Origin of the sequence: Nocardioides ginsengisegetis, from assembly GCF_014138045.1 — a bacterium.
GTDB classification, from domain to species: domain Bacteria; phylum Actinomycetota; class Actinomycetes; order Propionibacteriales; family Nocardioidaceae; genus Nocardioides; species Nocardioides ginsengisegetis.
Genome location: NZ_JACGXA010000001.1, coordinates 1,381,744 through 1,399,315, shown reverse-complemented (window position 1 = coordinate 1,399,315; position 17,572 = coordinate 1,381,744). Strand labels below are relative to the sequence as shown.

Here is a 17,572-nt window from a genome sequence, read left to right as displayed (position 1 = left end):
TAGTTTGGCTTGGACGTGCTCGGATGTCTCAGACCTATCGAATCTGCAACGCATTGTCATGCCGCGATTCGTGCGCTGTCATGCCGATGAGCGGTCGCTCGACGGCAGGGCATGGCATCCTGCCCGAGTGACTGCCCAAGAGGCCCTGAAGGCCGCACTTCGCGACCAGCTTGGGCCTGTTGCTCGCCTTCAGGGCTACAAGGGATCGGCTCCGAACTGGCGAAAATCTTCTGCCGCGGGTGACTGGGCCGTTGTCAACGTGCAGACCTCGTCCTTCAGCGGCGCCGACCACCTCCGGTGCGTCGTGAACCTGGCCTTCGCCCCCGAGCCGTGGTTGAGGTGGCAGGCGGAGAACCTCGGAGCAGGCATGCCCAAGTCGATGCCGGAGTCGCTCGGGCTGTACAGAGAACGGCTCCACCCAGAGGGAACGCCAGAAGGCACCGACGGCTGGTGGGACGTCACAGATCATGAGTCAGCCCGCCTGGCGGTCGCAGACATGATCGCTCAACTGGAGCGGACTGGCTGGCCCGTGCTGGAGAGCATGTTCTCTCGCGAGGCGATGATGACCCGCTTGCAGGGCGGGGACCTCGGCATGATGAAGCGATCCAACTTCGGCACCTTCTTCGCCCGCGCCGAGGCGCTCCTACTCATGGACGCTGGACCGTCCGACGCACTGGAATCGCAACTCAACTACGCCCTCGACAACGTCATGGTGACGCAGCGTGACAACGCCGAGCGGTTCGACACGTGGGTACGCGCAGAGGCAGCCAGAGCGTGATCTGAAACCGTCCGCTCATGCCGCGATCCGCGCGGTCATGCCGATGAGCGTGCGTCCCCACCGCCGGCATTCCATCGCCGATGCGTCAAATGGTCAGTTATCCTCAGCAAGCGGGGGCACGCCTCGCTGGAGAGGAGCCCCGCGATGGCCCGGGCGTCAGATGCTGCGCGAGACGCAGCGACTGAGCGTTTGAAGGAAGCCTACGTGCGCGGTTCGCTGACCATTGAGGAGTTCGAGGGCCGTGTCGCCGCAGCCCTGGTCGTGCCGACGAAGGAAGGTCTGGCGCGCCTGACCAGCGATGTGCCGGGCGACACCATTGCCCTTCCACCCGTTCAACCGCTGGAAGTCGGCCATCCGTTGCGAGGCCCTCGGAGGCGACTGTGGCTCGCGGCTCTCGCGGTCGGAGTCTTCACCGGCGCAAGCGCCACGGCACTCGTGATGCACGAGCAGAACAAGGTCCCGGACCACTGCATGGTGATGGAGCACGGCAAGTTCTACAGGGTCTGCTAGCACGCATTCCACTACCGCGATCCGCTCGCTCATCCCGATGTGGGGATGCCGTATCTAACGACCTAGCATTCGTGGCGTGACTGTCATCCCGCTCTTCGTTGTCTTCGCGCTGGCGTCCATCTGGGCAGCGTTCTGGCTCATTCGCTTGGCCGTGCGCTACGGGATGAACGATGCCCTCCGCATGAACCGCGACTGGTTCGTATCGCAGCGCGACCGTGACACGTCAGCGGGATAGCGCCTGCCTCGCCGGACACTTGTCCGGATCTACCGCTGAGTGAGTGCACCGGCCTGCCGAAAGGGTCCGGTGCCTGAGAGGATCACCTCGTGGCATCTTCCCAAGAGCGGTCGTCGGCGTATGGCGTGCTTTCCGATTGGGGGCTCTGGTTGGGGGTAGTGGACCTGCTCCTGTTGATATTCGCGTGGGCCACACACTCGTTGACCTTGCTGACGGTGGCGATCGCCCTCGGGCTGCTGACGCTGGTGGCGCAGATCTCGACCAAACTCGCCGCCGCCTTCCGCGGGCACCGCCAGGCCGGTCGTTGAACTGGTGTGTAAGGCATCATCATTCAGCTCAGCCAGGGGCATCAACGCGCGGATCCGCGCCTGATCGAACACACGCACATGCCGCTGAGTGCTCGGTCGTGCCGAAGCGGAACGTCGTAATGGTGGAATGAGTGTCATGCCAGACCAAGAGCAGCGGACGCCGTACTTCGGCGACTATCCACGTGGCTCCTACTGGTCGGCCGTTCCGCCTGACGTCCCGCAAGACAGCGACCGGGAGGAGGACTACGCGGTCGAGGGGTCGACGCTCCGCATCATGTGGGATGAAGGCGCTGGTCCTCTCTGGGCTTCGGACGGGCTGCTTCCGGACGACCCCGAGTGGCTACGGCGGGCACTGGGCCTGAGTGACTCCCTGGTTGCCGCCCTCCTTACCTGGCTGAGCGAGATGACCGCCCTGCACCCTGGGTTGCCGGTTGCGGAGTGGCAGGAGCGCGCGCGGCAACTGGATGAAGAAGGTCGAGACTTGGCCGTGCGATTGCAGGCGGAAGTTGGAACTCGGTTCAGCGTCCGATACCACGCCTGACGAACACGGGACCAAGTGAACGCCCGGACATGCCGCGATCCGCGTGGTCATGCCGAGATCCGGATGGCTGGCGTCACTCTCTCGTTGAACGTGGTCAGTCACGATTGGGAAACACTGTGAAGTGCGGCGCCTTCTGGAGACGGCGCCAGCCACATACTCTGCGTATGAGTCCAGGCCGAACCTTGCTGGTTATCGGGGCGATTCCGATCGTCGCCGTCGCCGCGTTCATCACCGTCGGCAGACCAGGTGTGGCGGTCGATGGGCCAGTGGTCGCCCGCGACTCGGGGTGGTTGGGGCAGGGCGGTGGCGAGGACGCCGGATTGGGCGGCACCTTGAGGTACGTCGACGGATGCCTCCTTCTGGACGCCAGCCCGGTGGTGTGGCCCGAAGGAACGACCTGGGCCGCAGATCAGAGATCCGTTCGCTTGCCGAACGATGAGTTGGTCGCGATCGGCGACCACGTGTTCGGCGGCGGCGGAGTGGGCGGCCAAGGGCATTACGACACCGACCATTGGCGAAGCACCCCGATGGGCAGGGCGACTGCGGGATGCCTGAAAGATGATGAAGGCGTCTTCGTGTTCAATGCTCACGAAGACCTCGAAGTCACTCACAAGGCACCCTGATCGAGCGTTTGTCGATGGAACTGGAGCATCAACACATGCCGCGGAGCGTGAGCCCCCCGGCCATCGAGAACTGCCGCTCATGGCGCGGAAGTTGCCGATGAGCGGTCGCCCGCTCAGAAGTAGTTCCCCGGCAGCGAACTCAGCCATAGGACAAGGGCGACGACCACTAGGACCAGCGCTAGGAGCGAAACGTGGGAGGACACTGCCGTCTACGGGGTGTACTTCTGGGATGGCAGGGGCTTGCGTTCCTGGTACCGACTTCATGAGTGCGACGTGCGCGAAGCCCTTAGTTGGGCCAGCGAGCGAGCAGATGATGAGCCCTACTCGGTTGCGCTTCTCATCTCAGACCCTACGGAGCGTCCACCCGACCAGGACGGACGAGTGTGGCTGCTTGGGGGCAATGTCCACGCGGGCCAGCCTCCACATCAGGACTGATGGCGGGTATCCGCTCGTGCCGCGATCAGTGCGGTCCTGCCGACGAGCGGGCGCGGGGAGCCTCCAGCAGGCAGAGTGCGTCCTTTGCCTATGTCGGTACCGCGGCGATTGTCCGAGGCCCTCGATGTTTGCTCGTTGCTCAGCGCTTGTTCGGGTGCGGATGAGGGCGGCTGGTTCGAGCGTTGCATTCGACCCCCTCGGTGTCTTTAGCAAATAGGTGGACCGCACATCAGTTCGTGACGTGGTAGTCCACTTGGGCGAGGCCGCCGTAGCAGCGAGCTTGTGAGCTCCGAGTCAGCATGCAGGTTGGGTACGACATTTGAATGACAATGCCACTTGAATCCAACGGAAATGTCTTCGTATCGATGGCCAGCGATGGGCGCGTTTCGGTTGGCAGACCAAAGGTGATCTGATCTGCGCAGGAGCCCTGCGCCTCAACGCGAACCGCCCGTGCGCCCGAGAACCTTTCCCCTTCGGGCGCCGCCAGCCCTTGCGGAAAAATGCGGATGCGGCGATGTCCACCTGACATGTAGGCGACGGTGTCGCTGCAGGGAGCGCTGGGCGCTGCCTCCGGTTCCGGGGAATGGTGACGGTCGGCCAGTCGGATAGCACTGATCGAGATTGCGCCGATAGCCAAGCCAAGCCCCAGGCACGCGACTGCAACTCGGGTACGAGAACGATTTCGGCGTGCAGCCTTCCCGAGTAGACGTGGCCGAACCCCATCCCGTTTCAGGTCCATGGTGCGAGTGTGGCACTCAACAGAGGGAGCCAGCTGCGCTATTGGTGAGAACTTTCTTCACTCCGTCAAGGCGCCGGCTCCGCCGGCGCGGCGCCTCCGTGCCGGGCGTGCGGCCTCCGGCCGTTCCGGGCGCGGGGCGCCGCCCACTGAGTGACTAACTGAGTGACTACGGACCCAGACAGCGCCGGATTGAGCACGCCGAAACACCCGGTTCTGAGCGTGAAACGCGATGTCTCACCACTACCCGGAGTCCTTGACACGGAAGAGGTCACTGGTTCAAACCCAGTATCGCCCACCAGAGTTTCAGCAGGTCAGAGACACAGAAGCCCCTCAGCCGACCAGGCCGAGGGGCTTTCTTGTTGTGCTGGGTGAGTGATCCGGACACGGGTCCGAGCGGATACTGGTCGCATGGCCACCATGTCCCCACGCCCGGCGGTGAACGGGCCGTGATCCAGCCGCTGCACGTCGTCGGGAGTCGACCGGCGGGCCCCACCGCCGGGAGCCTGCTGGGCCTCGTCGCGGGCAGCCTGGTCTTCGCGGCCTGGTTCAACGACCACCTGCTCGGGATCGCCGTGGCCGGGGTCTTCGTCGGCCTCATCGCCTGCGTCCTGGCGGGGGCACCCGGATGGGAGCGGTTCGGCGCGGCCCTCCTGGTGGGCACGGCGGTCGCCGCCTCGGGGTGGTGGGTCGTCTTCCACCTGGGTGGTTGACGGACGGGCTCACCCCAGCTGGCGGTGAGCCATGAACCGAACCACCGCCTCGAAAGGTTCGCTCCTCACCGCCCGGCCGACCCAGCGGTGAGCCATGAACCCTTTGAGTCGGGGAATCGGTTGACACCTCACCGCTCCACCCGACCAGGGGCCGACTCGCGGCTCAGGCCTCCACGGCGAGGATCGGCGTGATCCACGACTGGTGGGTGGCGGCGTTCTTGGTGATCGCCAGGAGCTCGTCGACGTGCGGCTCGAGGCCGGTGACCTTGTCCAGGGGCACGCCGATGATCAGCTGGAAGCCGAGGCCCTTCCAGGCCTCGACGGCCCGCCCGGCGAACTCCGAGTCGGCCTTCACGAAGCCCTCGTCGAGGAAGACGGGGGCAAAGCGGGGGCGTGACCGCATCTCGTCGCCGAGCCGGAACCGCAGCGCCGACCCCACGATGAACGCGACCAGCTCCTGGCTCTCGCCACCGCTCTTCTCCCCCAGCGTCCGATAGGTCGCCTTCATCTCGCCGGTGGTGTGGTCGTAGCGCTCGGCGCTGATCTCCACGTGGCGGCGTACGTCGAGGAGCCGGTCGCGGTCGGAGCCGCCGACCGGCTGCTCGCCGGACTGGGTGGGCTTGCGCAGCTGCTGCATGAAGCGGCTCAGGTCGGTGAAGCGCTTCTCGAGGTCGGCCTCGGCCAGGTCGGTCGTCGACTCGGCGGCGAGCGCGCGCAGGTCCTTCATGAAGACCTGCACGTGGGCCGGGCTGAGTCGGCGCAGCCGGATCCGCAGCCGGTGGCCGGACGCACCGAACTCCAGCCGCCGCAGGATCGCGTTGATCGGCTCCAGGCGGTCCTCGATCTCCTCGATCGAGGCGGCCATGGCGCCGACCAGCGGCACGAGGTCCTGGCCGCTCCACTCGGTGAGCCGGCGGCGCCACTCGGCGCGACGCTGGGCCAGCCCCTTGCCGCGGATCTCCTCGAGGATGCGGGCGAAGTCCGGGTAGGACTCGGCGGTGGCCACGAGGTTGGGCGAGTCCCAGTGGAAGGTGTAGACCCGGAAGATCGCGACCAGGTCCTCCTCGGCCCGCCGGATCTCGGTCTGGGCATCGGACACGGCCGCCTGCAGGCGCTCGGTCAACCGGTGGGCGTTGGCCTGGAAGCGGTCGGGGTCGTCGGGGTCGTCGGGCGTGACCGCGGCGGCCAGCTCGACGGCGAGCGAGGCGTCCTGCTCGGCCGTCAGGGTGACCGTCCCGGCGCGCTCGAGCGCCTCGATCCGGTCGTTGACGAGGTCCTCGGACTCGACCAGCTCGCCGTGGCGGCCGGTCAGCTCCTCGCGACGTCGGTCCAGCTCGAAGCGGGCCCGCTGGGCGCGGTCCAGCCGCTCCACGAGCGTGTCGATCTGACCCTGCAGCACCTGGAGGCGGTCGTCGGCGGCCAGGATCTCCTCGCGGCGACGCTCGAGCTCGGAGATGCGGCGGTCGCTGCCCTCGACGTCGAAGTCGTCGAAGCGCGCCGCGGCGACGGCGTCGTACGCCGCGCGGAGCCGCTCGTGGACGCTGCGGGTGCGGTCGATCTCGCGCACGTCGTCCTCGATCGCGCCGAGCCGCTGCTCCAGCGCCGCGATCTCCCGGTCGATGTCGGCGATCGCGTCCTCGTTGGAAAAACCGATGATGTCGCGGACGTCGTTGCGGCCGTGGGCGCCGCGGCGTCCGTTGCGGGTCTGGCCCGCCAGGGTCACCCGCAGCCCGTCGCCGTCGAGGCCCGAGGCCGTCTCCACGCAGAGCGCGTCACGCGCAGGATCCGCGACGTGGGCCTGGACCCAGCCCGAGAACGGCGAGTCCTTGTGGAGCAGCTTGCCGGAGACCCGTTCAGGGTCACCGGGGCCCCGGTCGGGCAGGTCGAGCGCCACGCCCTCGAAGGTGAGCCGACCGCGCAGCCGCAGCCCGTCGATGCCCCGGGAGAACTCCTCGAACCGGTCGAGCGGCACGAGCATCACCCGGGCCGAGCCACCCAGCACGGTCTCGACGGCCGTCCGCCAGCGCGCCTCCTCCGGCGCGACGTCGACCAGCTCGGCCACGAACGGCAGCTCCTCGACGTCCAGCCCGCTGGCGCGCGCCACCTCGGCGCGCAGCTCGTGCATGCGGGCGGGCATCCGGCCGGCGCGACCCTCGAGGGAGGCCCGCTCGCGGCGCAGCTCGCTCAGCCGCTGGCTGAGCGGGAACCCCTTGTCCCGGGCGGCGTCGCGTTCGTGGGTCAGGCGAGCCAGGTCGTCCGCGGCGGTGCTCAGCCAACGCCGGGCCCGCTCCTGCAGCGCGGAGAAGGCCACGACCGACATGAGGGCCTCGTCGACCTTGGCCGCGTCGTCGTCGGCGGCGTCGATCAGCGGCAGCAGTCGCTCCTGCAGCACCGCCCGACGGCCGAGCCGGTCCTCGCGGACCACGGCCTCCTGCTCCAGCGACAGCGCGAGCGACTGGAGCGTCCCGCCGCCGGCTGCGCGGTGCTCCTCCTTGGCCGCCTCCAGGTCACCTTGCAGCTCGGTCTCGGCCGAGACCGAGGCCGCCAGCTCCTCGGTGGTCCGCTCCCGGGCCGCGCGGTTGTCCGCCACGGCGGCCCCGAGCAGCCGGGCGTGGGTGCGCAGCAGCCACAGTCGCAGCGGGCTGTCACCCGGCAGCGTGACGCCGTAGGAGTCGAGCTCGGCGAGGCGGGCGCGGGCCGCGACCTGCCGCTGGTGGAGTTCGGAGATCGGGTCGAGCAGCTCGAGCTTCTGCTCCTCGGTGCGCATCGCGGTGTAGGCGGTGTCGAGGTCGTCGAAGTGCTCGATGGCACGGTCGGCGGCGGCGTACGTCGAGGGCTGCTCGAGGACCATGTCCTTGTAGAGCTCGTCGACGCTGCGGACGTGATTGCCGGCCTGGATCCGGGCCAGCAGGCGCAGCGCCTTGGCCCCGTCGCCGTTGGCGCCGATCCCGAGGCGGGCGTGGAGCACCGCCGAGAAGTCGGCGTAGGTCCGGTGGACGCGGATCCCCGGGAAGAGCTTCTTGAGCGTGTTGGCGTGGAAGCGCTCCGGGACGGCGACCTCGAGCGTCTCGAGCGCGAGGGAGCCCTCGTGGGTCGCGAGCTGCATCTGCACATCGCTGGAGCGGACGGCACGCCTCGGCACGTAGTAGGTGCGGAGCGCGGTGAACCGGCCGCCTCGATCGTTGACGAAGGTCATCGCCACGGCGCCCCACGTGTCGGTGCCCTTGCCGCGGAGCAGCTGCTCGACCGGCCGCCCGGTCTTCGGGTCGTCGACCACGTCGACCGCACCACGGAGGTAGGACAGCAGGGTGCGCTGGCCCGCACTGCGGGCGCGACCCCCCACGGCGTCGTTGGAGGCGCCGTTGAACTTCGTGTCCGACGGCATCATCAGCGCGGTGTAGGCGTCGAGGATGGTGGACTTCCCGACGCCCGAGGCGCCGGAGATCATGGTCGCCTCGCCCCGCAGCGGGATCGTGGTCAGCCCGACGAAGCCGCCCCAGTTGACCAGCTGCAGCAGCGTGGCGCGCCACTGGACGGTGTCATCCGTGGGGTGGTCGACCAGCCCCTGCTCGAACAGGCCCTCGCTCATGCGTCCGTCCCCCCGGTCTCGTCGTCGGCCACGTCGTCGGCGTAGCCGAAGAGCTCGCTCTCCTCGTCGAGCTCGCCGCGCCCGGCGCTGGCGTCGTTGGCCGCGCGCAGCGCCTCGAGCAGCTCGCGGAGCAGCTCGAGCGGCAGCAGCGGCTCGACGGCCTCACTGATCTCGTAGCGGTCGTCCCCGACGGAGCCGATCAGCAGCCCCGACTTCACGACGCCGGCGACCGCGTTGCGGGCCCGGCGCTCGTCGCCGGCCGCGTCGGTGGCATGGGCGGGGCGGAAGCTGGCGACGTACTCGACGATGTCCTCACGGTCGACGTAGGTCTTGCCGTCTCCCCCGGCGTGCCCGGCACGGAGCCGGTCGCGCAGGTGCACCAGCACCAGCGTCTCCTCACGCGACCAGGCCGCGTCGTAGAGCAGCGTCGGGAACTTGCTGCCGGTCTCCGAGACGGCCTGCCGCTTCCACGCGACCTCCCGGACGCGGTCGACGGCGAGGTCGAGGAACACGTCGTTGAGCCGCGAGCGCAGGACCCGCTCGTGCTCGACCAGGACCCGCCAGTCGCGGGGATGCGTGCGGCTGCTGATGAACCGCTGCCGGAGCAGCGTCACGAGGGCGTGCCGCTGGGCGTACTCCAGGCCGCCCTCGTCCCCCTCGAAGAGCGAGACGGACCGGTCGTCGAACTCGCCCTCCAGGTCGGTGTCGGCGTCGTGCCCGGTGTCGTGCTCGGTGTCGATGGTCATGCTCCGGTGTCGCTCTCGGGTCGGTCGCTCTCGGGTCGGTCGGGGTCGGGCAGTCGGGTGCGGGGCACGGCGAAGGCGCGGCGTGACCCGTCCGGGCGTACGGCGTCGTAGGCCTCGAGGTCCTCCTCGCTGCCCCAGTCGCGGCCCGCCGCGAGGTGGAGCAGGCCGAAGATCTCCACCGGACGCCGCAGCGAGGGCTCGAGCCCGCTGAACAGCTCACCGAGGGAACCAGCCGGGAGCAGGGAGGACAGGGTGGCGTCGAGGCGCTGCCGCAGCTCGGCGAGCTGGGGTCCCCCCTGGGCCATCAGGTCGGCCAGGGAGACCGGCGGGGCCTGGCTCGGGTCGGACTCCTCGATCGGCTCGGGCAGCACGTCGTCGGCCGGGTCGTAGAACCGCTCGCGCAGGTGCTCCACCGTGGCCCGTCGCGGGAGCAGTGGCACGTCGTGGGTCGCGCGCGGTCCGGTCGTGGCCAGCCAGCCCATCAGCTCGGACTCGAGCTGCCGCAGGGTCTGCTCGAGCTGGCGGTCGCGGACGGCGTCGTGGGAGACGATGTAGTCCTTCAAGGTGGCCGTGACCCGGGACCGCTGGGTGAGCACCCGGTCGAGGCCGTCGCGGACGAGGTGGACGGTGCCGCGCAGCTCGGCCCGGTCGGCGTCGCTGAGGATCCCGTCGGACAGCGGGTGGTCCAGCAGCGCCGTGAGATCCTCGCGCAGCTGCGCCACCAGGGCGTCGTCGCGCAGGAGCGCGAACGCGCCCTCGAAGGCCCGGCCCTCGTGCGTGGAGGTCATCAGGGAGTCCGCGCGGGCGAGGTAGTCGTCGATGACCTCGCCGGCGGGTCGGTCCTCGGCGCGGAAGGCCGCGAGGACCTCACCGCGGATGGCGGCGAACCGCTCCTCGACCCGGGCGAAGTCGCTGGGCAGCGCCGAGATCAGGCTCAGCAGCTCGGTGAAGCCCTCGGCCATGAAGTCCTCGGTCGCGCCGACCATCTCGGCGCCGTCGACCAGCCGGTCGCGCTCGGCCTGGAGCCGGGCGATCTCCTCGTTGAGGATCGTCACGCGGGCCGTGCGGTCGGGGTTGGCCTCGGAGTTGAACCGGCGAACGCTGCCGAGGATGGTCGCGATCCGGTGCTCACTCAGCGTGGCCCGGTCGCGAGCGAGGCTCTTGACCAGCTCGAGCGCCTGCTGGGCGTGGGAGGTCAGGGAGTAGACCTCGTTGTCGCGCTCGTCGAGCGAGCGCACCAGCCACTGGCCGCGCATCCACCGGCGGCAGACCTCGTGGCCGCTGCCGACGGGCACGTCGGACTCCCCCGTGCGCCGGACCTGGGCGAGGTGCTCCTCGACCTGCGCGTGCAACCGCGCCGTCGGGATGGGCTTGTTGTTGCGCCCGAACGCCGCCCGGAAGATGGCGATCACCACCGGTGCCTGACGCTGGTGCAGCAGCGTCAGCGTCGGCTGGGAGAACGCCCCACGCACCCGGGCGAGCTCACCCGCGACCTCGCTCATCGACACCTCTCCATGGCCTTGTCCGACCGCCCAGCATGTCAGAGCGGGCCGACGGAGCCACGCCCGGGCGTCAGTCAGGCACGGGCACCGCGGTGTCCGTCGCAGCCGCGCGGGCCGCGCGCTCCTGACGGTCCATCAGCAGCATCAGCTCGATCAGCCCGGCATGCCACCAGGCGTGGCCGTCGCGGCCGCTCTCGGCGACGATGGCGAAGCACCGGTCGCAGGTGAAGAAGCCGCCGCTCGTGGCGGGGTCATGCCCCTGGTTGGCCCCACAGCTCATCAATGTCCCCTTTGATGACCGCGTCCGAGACGGCCCCGCATGGCACGACCGCGATGGCACGAATCTACGTGACGTGACCCGAACGGACTAGGTGAACCACAGGAAAAACTGCAGGTGGGGACCAGAACACCCATCGTCCGGAAATAGCAGAACCGCCGGCGTCTCGGGTCACCGGCGGTTCTGATGACTACGTTAGCGGGCGGTCCTGCAAGCCAACCTCGGGATTCCCTCAAGAAACCCTCAAGGTTCCGAAAGTGAAGTTTCCAGCGGAAATGCGACGGTACGGCGGACCCCGGCGTACCGTCGAAGGATCCGGGCGCTTCTCGTGTCCCGCCACCAAGGCGCCTCCGCTCCCGGACCAATGCCCCAGAATCGCGGCGCCCGTGACCCTGACCGTTCGCTCCTCGATGAGTCCCCCCACCGTCCGCGTGCAGGTGCGCGGCGATCTCGACCTGTTCTCGGCCCGACGGGTGGGCATGCGCATCGACCGCGCCCGCCAGCAGGGGTGCCACCAGGTGCTGGTCGACGCAGGCGGGGTGACGTTCGTCAACGGGTCGGCGCTCGGGGTGTTCATCCGGACGCTCCGCGCGCTCACGGAGGAGTCCGGGTCGATGCACTTCACGTCGGTGAGCCCGAGCTTCGAGCGGCTCTGCACCCTCACCGGGATCGACACGGTGCTGGGCCTGGGCTCGCTCACCGTCCCCGAAACCCCCGTGGATCGGGGACGATGAGCAGTGCCTTTGCAGGCGCGACCATCGTGACGCCCCCGCCCGAGGCGGCGACACACCCGAACGGGTGACGATCAGTCGGGCCCGCTCAACGGCAGTGTGAACTCGAAGACAGTGCCCTGCCCACCCGGGTTGTCACGGGCGCCGATGCTCCCGCCGAGGCGGGTCACGATCCGGCGGCAGATCGCGAGTCCGAGCCCGGTGCCCTCGTAGGCGCCCGAGCTGGCGCGGTGGAACTCCGTGAAGACCTTCTCGTGCTCGCCGGGAGGCACCCCGATGCCGTTGTCGGCCACGGCGGTGACGACGCGTCCGTCCTCGACCCGGCCGAAGACCTCGATCTTGGGCTCGACCCCGGCGGCGACGTACTTGACCGCGTTGCCGATCAGGTTGTCGAGCAGCTGACGCACGAGGACCGGGTCGGCATGGACGGGCGGCAGGTCGCGCACGGTGACGAGCCCCTCGACCTCGCGCGAGGCGGCCACGTCGCGGACGATCGGCGCCAGCTCGACGCGTCCGAGCTCGAGGTCGGACGCGTCGCTCGTGGCGTAGGCCAGCAGGTCCCGGACCAGCTCCCCCATCCGGCCGGCCGAGGAGCGGACGCGGTCGACGAAGTCGCGCAGCAGCGACGGGTCGAACTCCCCCGCCTCCATCTCGTCCCCGATCAGCTCGGTCCAGCCGTCGATGGCGGCGAGCGGGTTGCGCAGGTCGTGGGCGACGACGCCCGCGAAGTTCGTGAGGTCCTCTCGGCGGCGGTAGTCGTCGGTGACGTCGTGGAAGAGCAGCATCGCCCGGGCGCGGTCCTGGTCCTCGTCCCGCGGCAGGGGGACGGCCGAGACGGTGAGGACGCGCCCCTGACCGTCGTCGTCGACCAGCACCTCGACGTTGCGCACGGTCTCGCCGCGCAAGGCACGCTGGGAAGGACGCTGCCCCTCCGGGATGGGTGAGCCGTCGGCGAAGGTCCCGGCCAGGTTCGGCAGGCCGGGCAGCGGACCGTCCGGGCCGTTGCCCATCGCCTCGCTGGCAGCGGGGTTGCGCATCAGGAAGGCACCGGTGTCGTCGATGACCGTGAGGCCCTCGGTCATCGAGGTGATGACCGAGTTGAGCAGCTCGGCCTGGTAGACCGCCTCCTCCTCGTTGCGGCGCACCTCGGCCTCGAGGCGGCGGCGCTCGTCGAGACCCGTGGAGAGGCTCAGCCCGGTGACCACGATGGTCACGATGTAGAACTGCGCGAGCAGCGCCCCGACCTGCGGATCCTCGACCGCGGCGAACGGCCCGATGTGGTTGAGCGTGAGCCGGATCGTGGCGATGCCGTTGAGGGTCGCGTACGCCGCCGAGACCACGGTCGTGTAGCGCATGCCGACCCAGACGACGCCGGCCACGAGGGGGAAGGCGAGGGGCAGGTCGTCGAAGGTGAACGCCAGCGCGTACATCGCGATCGTGAACGCCCCGGCCATGGCGAGCTCGGGGCGACCGGCGGGTCCGATCACCGGCTCGTCGGCCGGCACGGAACGCAGTCGGGCCACCAGGAGCCCGGCGGGCACGACCATCAGCACCCCGCACAGGTTGCGGCCGAGCCAGAGCACCGCGCCGATGCCGTCGAGGCCTCCGTGGAGCAGCGAGGTCCCGGCCGCCCCGAGGGCCGCACCGAGTCCGGTCGCGACCACGGCGGTGGCCAGGAACCGCACCAGCACCCCGGGCGAGTCGAGGGGGCGGTCTCCACCGGCCCCCCACAGCTCCGGGCAGTAGCGCCGGACCAGGGCCACGGCGGCGAGGGTCTGCGCCACGTTGGTCACGACGAGGAGCAGGCCGATGTCGTACGGCGCCCCGGTGACCACGTTGACGGCGTACGTCGCGACCGCGAGCAGGGCCGTGTCGACCGATCGGGGTCCGGCCCCGCGCAGCAGGAACCAGAGCACGGCAAGACCGCCGGCCGGCCAGATCAGCGCGAAGGTCGTCCCCTCGCCGATCGTCCACCGACCGACGAACCCCAGTGCGACGTAGCCCGCCACGAACCCCGCCACCACGGTCGGTGACGAGTTCACGACGCCGTGTCGCCGGCTCCCCGGCATGAGTTTCCCCTTACTGGGCCCCCACCCCGGACCGAGGCTAGTGGGAAATCCCCGGCCCGTCGGGGAAACGCGCGAGTGTCCCGGCTCAGTCGTCGGAGGCGAAGTCCTCGTCATGGGTGCCGGGACGCGGCGCCCAGGGCAGCTCCCGCGCCGGGCGGACGACGATCAGCCGGTCGCCGCGCGCCAGCTGGGTGACCACCGGGTCGAAGTAGCGGTAGACCTTCTCGTCGCGCACGACCGCGATGACCTGGTCGGGCAGCGCCTGCGGCTGCTGGCCGACCTCGTTGACCAGCAGGTCGCGCTCGGCGACCTCGAGGCCCTCGCCGTAGGTCAGCAGGTCCTCCATGACCGAGCCGAGCATCGGCGACATCGAGGACAGGCCGAGCAGCCGGCCGACCGCGTCGGAGGAGGTGATCACGGAGTTGGCGCCGGACTGCTTCATCAGCGGCGCGTTCTCCTGCTCACGGACCGCCGCGACGATCCACGCGTCGGGGTTGAGCTGGCGCACCGTCAAGGTGGCGAGCACGTTGGAGTCGTCGCGGTTGGTCGTGATGATGACCTGGTCGGCCTCGGCGACGCCGGCGCGGCGGAGCACCTCGCGTCGGGTGGCGTCGCCCGTGACGACGGCCAGGCCGTCGGAGTGGGCGTCCTCGAGCGCGATCTTGCTGGGGTCCACGACGACGATGCCGTCGCGGTCCTGGCCGTTGTTGACGAGGGTCTCGACGGCGCTGCGACCCTTCGTGCCGTAGCCGATGATGACGACGTGGTGACCCATGGTCTTCCTCCAGCGGGCGACCCGGAAGAGCTCGCGGCCCTGCGAGGCGAGCACCTCCAGGGTGGTTCCGATCAGCAGCACGAGGAAGCCGATGCGGGCGGGTGTGATGACGAAGGCGTTGACGAGGCGGGCGCGCTCGGAGACCGGCGCGATGTCGCCGTAGCCGGTCGTGCTGAGCGTGACCGTCGTGTAGTAGATCGCGTCGGCGAGGTCGACGACCCCGGTCGGGTCGTTGCCGTCGCGGTAGCCGCTGCGATCGGCGTACACGATCACGACGGTGCCGACGAGGATGATGACGGCCGCGAGGAGCCGGCGGGTCAGGGCGTACCACGGGGACCGCACGGGCTCGGGCAGGGAGACCTTGCCGCTGGCGCGCCCTGCCATCAGGTCGCTCGGGTCGTCAGGCACGGTCGAGAATCTAGTCGACCGGCCGGGTCATCCGGGCGGTGGTCGTGGTGGTCTGGGGGAAGACCGTGTCGAACGCCGCGTTGACCGCGGCACCGATGAGCACGGCGATGCTGACGAGGTAGAGCCAGATGAGCACCGCGATGGGCGCTGCCAGCGGACCGTAGATCGACTTCGAGTCGGCCGCGGTGACCGTAAGGATCGCGCGCAGGACGTAGGAGCCCAGCACCCACACGACCAGCGAGAACGTCGCACCGGGCAGGTTGAAGCTCCAGTTGGTCCGCACCGGGACCGACACGTGGTAGAGCGTGGCGAGGAAGCAGATGCAGATCACCACGACCACCGGCCAGTAGAAGTGCAGGACGAAGTCGAAGCTCGGCGGCAGCCAGTCGTCGACCAGTCCCGGACCCGCCACGACGAGCGGGATCGACAGCACGCCGGTGACCATGGCCAGCACGTAGAGGCCGAAGGACAGCGCGCGGGTCTTGACGATCCCGCGGTGCCCACCGAGGCCGTGCATGATCGTGATGGTGTCGACGAAGACGTTGAGGGCGCGCGAGCCGGACCACAGGGCGAGCACGAAGCCGAGCGAGATCACGTCGAACCGGCCGCCGCGCAGCACGTCGTCCAGGGTCGGGATGATGATCCGGTTGACCGCGGTCTCGGTCAGGGCCCGCCGCGAGAGGTCGATCAGGGCGGCCCGGACGTCGGTGACCTGGGCCGGCGAGAACTGGTCGGTCACGTAGCCGATCGCACCCGCGAGCGCGAAGATCAGCGGCGGCACGCTCAGGACCGCGAAGAACGCCGCCTCCGCGGCCAGTCCGGTCACCCGGTGCCGCAGGCAGGAGCTCACCGTCGTGACGACCAGGCGCCAGAGGGTGTCGAGCGCCCGATGGAGGCGATCGTCCGGGGCCGCCTCGGACGGCTGGTTCTCCGAGGGCGGCATGGCTCTACGGTATCCACATGGGCACTGACATCCGGGTAGCCACCAACCAGGCGCCGCCGCTGGTCGGTCACAACGTCGTCACCGCCGACCGGGCGCTCGTCGAGGCGATCACCCGCCACGGCTCCCCCGACGTCGTCGAGGACCTGGCCCCGCTGGGCGCCGAGGCGGGCTCGGCCGAGGCCCGCGAGCACGGCATCCTCGCCAACGAGAACCACCCCCAGCTCACGCCCTACGACCGCTACGGCAACCGGATCGACGAGGTCCGCTTCCACCCCTCCTGGCACTGGCTGATGGGGAAGGCGGTGAGCCACGGGCTCGCCGCGACGCCGTGGGAGCAGGACTCCCCGCACGCCCACGTGCGCCGAGCTGCCGGGTTCATGGCCTGGTCGCACACCGAGCCGGGCCACGGCTGCCCGATCTCGATGACCTACGCGTCCGTGCCGGCGCTGCGCGCCGACGACGCGATCGCCAAGGAGTGGACGCCGCTGCTGGCCTCCACCACCTACGACCCCGGCCTGCGCGCCCCCGCCACCAAGCGCGGCGCCCTCGCCGGCATGGGGATGACCGAGAAGCAGGGCGGCTCCGACGTGCGGGCCAACGTCACCGAGGCGCGGCCGACGTCGACCGACGGCGAGTACACCCTGCACGGGCACAAGTGGTTCACCTCGGCCCCGATGAACGACATGTTCCTCGTGCTGGCCCAGGCCGCCGACGGGGTCACCTGCTTCGTGGTGCCGCGGGTGCTGGCCGACGGCAGCCGCAACCGGCTGGACGTCGTACGCCTCAAGGACAAGCTGGGCAACCGCTCCAACGCCTCCTCGGAGCTGGAGTTCGACGGGACGATCGGGCAGCGCCTCGGCGACGAGGGCCGCGGCGTGCGGACCATCATCGAGATGGTCGCGGCCACGCGCCTCGACTGCGTGCTCGGCTCGACGTCGCTGATGCGCCGCGCGCTGTCCGAGGCGTCCTGGCACGCCGCGCACCGCTCGGCGTTCGGCTCCCTGCTCATCGACAAGCCGCTCATGCAGAACGTGCTGGCCGACCTCGCGGTCGAGACCGAGGCCGCCACGGCGCTGGCAATGCGGCTCGCGGCTGCCGTCGACAACGCCACCGACCCGCACGAGGCGGCGCTGCGCCGGATCGCGCTCCCGCTGGCGAAGTTCTGGGTCTGCAAGAGGACCCCGTTCATGGTGGCCGAGGCGCTGGAGTGCCTCGGCGGCAACGGCTACGTCGAGGAGTCGGTGATGCCGCTGCTCTATCGCGAGGCCCCGCTCAACTCCGTGTGGGAGGGCTCCGGCAACGTCAACGCGCTCGACGTCCTGCGCGCGCTCTCCCGCGAGCCCGAGGTGCTGGCGGCCTGGATCACCGAGGTCGGCCGGGCCCGGGGCGCCGACGCGCGACTGGACCGCGTCGTCGACGAGACGCTCGCGATGCTCGGCGACTCCGCCACGCTCGAGGTCAACGCCCGTCGGCTCGCCGGCCGGATGGCGGCCTGCCTGCAGGGCGCCCTGCTCGTGCAGTTCGCGCCGGCCGAGGTGGCCGACGCGTTCTGCGCCTCGCGGCTCGGCACGTCGTACGACGGGGTGTTCGGCGCGCTCGAGAGCGGGGACCTGCGGGCCATCGTGGACCGCGCGACCCCCGCCCTCTGAGCGG

The 17,572-nt window shown here is 69.8% G+C and carries 16 protein-coding genes; 9 read left to right on the top strand and 7 right to left on the bottom strand.

Annotated elements, in window-relative coordinates; genetic code table 11:
* Nucleotides 1–127 precede the first annotated feature (127 nt).
* From FB382_RS06540 to FB382_RS06510, 7 genes are all read left to right on the top strand, one after another.
* A complete protein-coding gene (locus FB382_RS06540) occupies nucleotides 128–778 on the top strand; it encodes a DUF4304 domain-containing protein (protein ID WP_182537781.1) in 651 nt (216 codons plus the stop codon).
* A gap of 144 nt (nucleotides 779–922) precedes the next feature.
* Nucleotides 923–1,288, top strand: coding sequence for a DUF1707 SHOCT-like domain-containing protein (locus tag FB382_RS06535; RefSeq protein WP_246377107.1), 366 nt, complete (start codon nucleotides 923–925; stop codon nucleotides 1,286–1,288).
* Between the two features lie 76 nt (nucleotides 1,289–1,364).
* Entirely contained in the window at nucleotides 1,365–1,523 is a 159-nt protein-coding gene (locus tag FB382_RS06530) for a hypothetical protein (RefSeq protein WP_182537777.1), read from the top strand.
* 89 nt (nucleotides 1,524–1,612) lie between these two features.
* The gene (locus tag FB382_RS06525; protein WP_182537776.1) at nucleotides 1,613–1,831 is read left to right on the top strand and encodes a hypothetical protein; all 219 of its coding nucleotides are present in this window, start codon (nucleotides 1,613–1,615) and stop codon (nucleotides 1,829–1,831) included.
* A gap of 136 nt (nucleotides 1,832–1,967) precedes the next feature.
* A complete protein-coding gene (locus FB382_RS06520) occupies nucleotides 1,968–2,372 on the top strand; it encodes a hypothetical protein (protein ID WP_182537774.1) in 405 nt (134 codons plus the stop codon).
* 164 nt (nucleotides 2,373–2,536) lie between these two features.
* Entirely contained in the window at nucleotides 2,537–2,995 is a 459-nt protein-coding gene (locus FB382_RS06515) for a hypothetical protein (RefSeq protein WP_182537772.1), read from the top strand.
* Between the two features lie 1,620 nt (nucleotides 2,996–4,615).
* On the top strand, nucleotides 4,616–4,879 hold the full coding sequence (locus tag FB382_RS06510; protein WP_182537771.1) for a hypothetical protein: 264 nt from the start codon (nucleotides 4,616–4,618) through the stop codon (nucleotides 4,877–4,879).
* A 163-nt stretch (nucleotides 4,880–5,042) separates the two neighbouring features.
* Here FB382_RS06510 and FB382_RS06505 read toward each other — a convergent pair whose 3' ends face one another.
* The 4 genes from FB382_RS06505 to FB382_RS06490 all read right to left on the bottom strand — a co-directional run bounded on the left by FB382_RS06505 (nucleotide 5,043) and on the right by FB382_RS06490 (nucleotide 10,996).
* Entirely contained in the window at nucleotides 5,043–8,468 is a 3,426-nt protein-coding gene (locus FB382_RS06505) for an ATP-binding protein (protein WP_182537770.1), read from the bottom strand.
* Nucleotides 8,465–9,214 carry a DUF4194 domain-containing protein gene (locus FB382_RS06500; RefSeq protein ID WP_182537769.1) on the bottom strand — a complete coding sequence of 250 codons (750 nt, stop codon included), beginning with the start codon at nucleotides 9,212–9,214 and terminating at the stop codon, nucleotides 8,465–8,467. Before FB382_RS06500 ends, FB382_RS06505 begins: the two co-directional genes overlap by 4 nt.
* A complete protein-coding gene (locus FB382_RS06495; protein ID WP_182537768.1) occupies nucleotides 9,211–10,716 on the bottom strand; it encodes a DUF3375 domain-containing protein in 1,506 nt (501 codons plus the stop codon). Before FB382_RS06495 ends, FB382_RS06500 begins: the two co-directional genes overlap by 4 nt.
* 70 nt (nucleotides 10,717–10,786) lie before the next feature.
* Complete coding sequence (locus tag FB382_RS06490; protein WP_182537767.1) at nucleotides 10,787–10,996, bottom strand: hypothetical protein; 210 nt, start codon at nucleotides 10,994–10,996, stop codon at nucleotides 10,787–10,789.
* Nucleotides 10,997–11,379: 383 nt separating this feature from the next.
* On the opposite strand from FB382_RS06490, the gene FB382_RS06485 reads away from it, so the two are divergent.
* Nucleotides 11,380–11,727: an STAS domain-containing protein gene (locus FB382_RS06485; protein ID WP_182537766.1), complete on the top strand. Its 348-nt coding sequence runs from the start codon at nucleotides 11,380–11,382 to the stop codon at nucleotides 11,725–11,727.
* Nucleotides 11,728–11,798: 71 nt separating this feature from the next.
* On the opposite strand, the gene FB382_RS22810 is transcribed toward FB382_RS06485, so the two are convergent.
* From FB382_RS22810 to FB382_RS06470, 3 genes are all read right to left on the bottom strand, one after another.
* Entirely contained in the window at nucleotides 11,799–13,766 is a 1,968-nt protein-coding gene (locus FB382_RS22810) for an ATP-binding protein (RefSeq protein WP_182537764.1), read from the bottom strand.
* Nucleotides 13,767–13,878: 112 nt separating this feature from the next.
* A complete protein-coding gene (locus tag FB382_RS06475) occupies nucleotides 13,879–14,952 on the bottom strand; it encodes a potassium channel family protein (protein ID WP_125035965.1) in 1,074 nt (357 codons plus the stop codon).
* A 34-nt stretch (nucleotides 14,953–14,986) separates the two neighbouring features.
* Nucleotides 14,987–15,919 carry a YihY/virulence factor BrkB family protein gene (locus FB382_RS06470; protein ID WP_182537762.1) on the bottom strand — a complete coding sequence of 311 codons (933 nt, stop codon included), beginning with the start codon at nucleotides 15,917–15,919 and terminating at the stop codon, nucleotides 14,987–14,989.
* A gap of 17 nt (nucleotides 15,920–15,936) precedes the next feature.
* On the opposite strand from FB382_RS06470, the gene FB382_RS06465 reads away from it, so the two are divergent.
* The gene (locus FB382_RS06465; RefSeq protein WP_182537760.1) at nucleotides 15,937–17,568 is read left to right on the top strand and encodes an acyl-CoA dehydrogenase family protein; all 1,632 of its coding nucleotides are present in this window, start codon (nucleotides 15,937–15,939) and stop codon (nucleotides 17,566–17,568) included.
* Nucleotides 17,569–17,572: the final 4 nt, after the last annotated feature.

Coding starts and splice junctions, on each gene's coding strand:
- FB382_RS06495 (WP_182537768.1), bottom strand. CDS start 10,716: ATGAGCGAGGTCGCGGGTGAGCTCGCCCGGGTGCGTGGGGCGTTCTCC.
- FB382_RS06500 (WP_182537769.1), bottom strand. CDS start 9,214: ATGACCATCGACACCGAGCACGACACCGGGCACGACGCCGACACCGAC.
- FB382_RS06490 (WP_182537767.1), bottom strand. CDS start 10,996: ATGAGCTGTGGGGCCAACCAGGGGCATGACCCCGCCACGAGCGGCGGC.
- FB382_RS06515 (WP_182537772.1), top strand. CDS start 2,537: ATGAGTCCAGGCCGAACCTTGCTGGTTATCGGGGCGATTCCGATCGTC.
- FB382_RS06505 (WP_182537770.1), bottom strand. CDS start 8,468: ATGAGCGAGGGCCTGTTCGAGCAGGGGCTGGTCGACCACCCCACGGAT.
- FB382_RS06465 (WP_182537760.1), top strand. CDS start 15,937: ATGGGCACTGACATCCGGGTAGCCACCAACCAGGCGCCGCCGCTGGTC.
- FB382_RS06520 (WP_182537774.1), top strand. CDS start 1,968: ATGCCAGACCAAGAGCAGCGGACGCCGTACTTCGGCGACTATCCACGT.
- FB382_RS06470 (WP_182537762.1), bottom strand. CDS start 15,919: ATGCCGCCCTCGGAGAACCAGCCGTCCGAGGCGGCCCCGGACGATCGC.
- FB382_RS06535 (WP_246377107.1), top strand. CDS start 923: ATGGCCCGGGCGTCAGATGCTGCGCGAGACGCAGCGACTGAGCGTTTG.
- FB382_RS06475 (WP_125035965.1), bottom strand. CDS start 14,952: ATGGCAGGGCGCGCCAGCGGCAAGGTCTCCCTGCCCGAGCCCGTGCGG.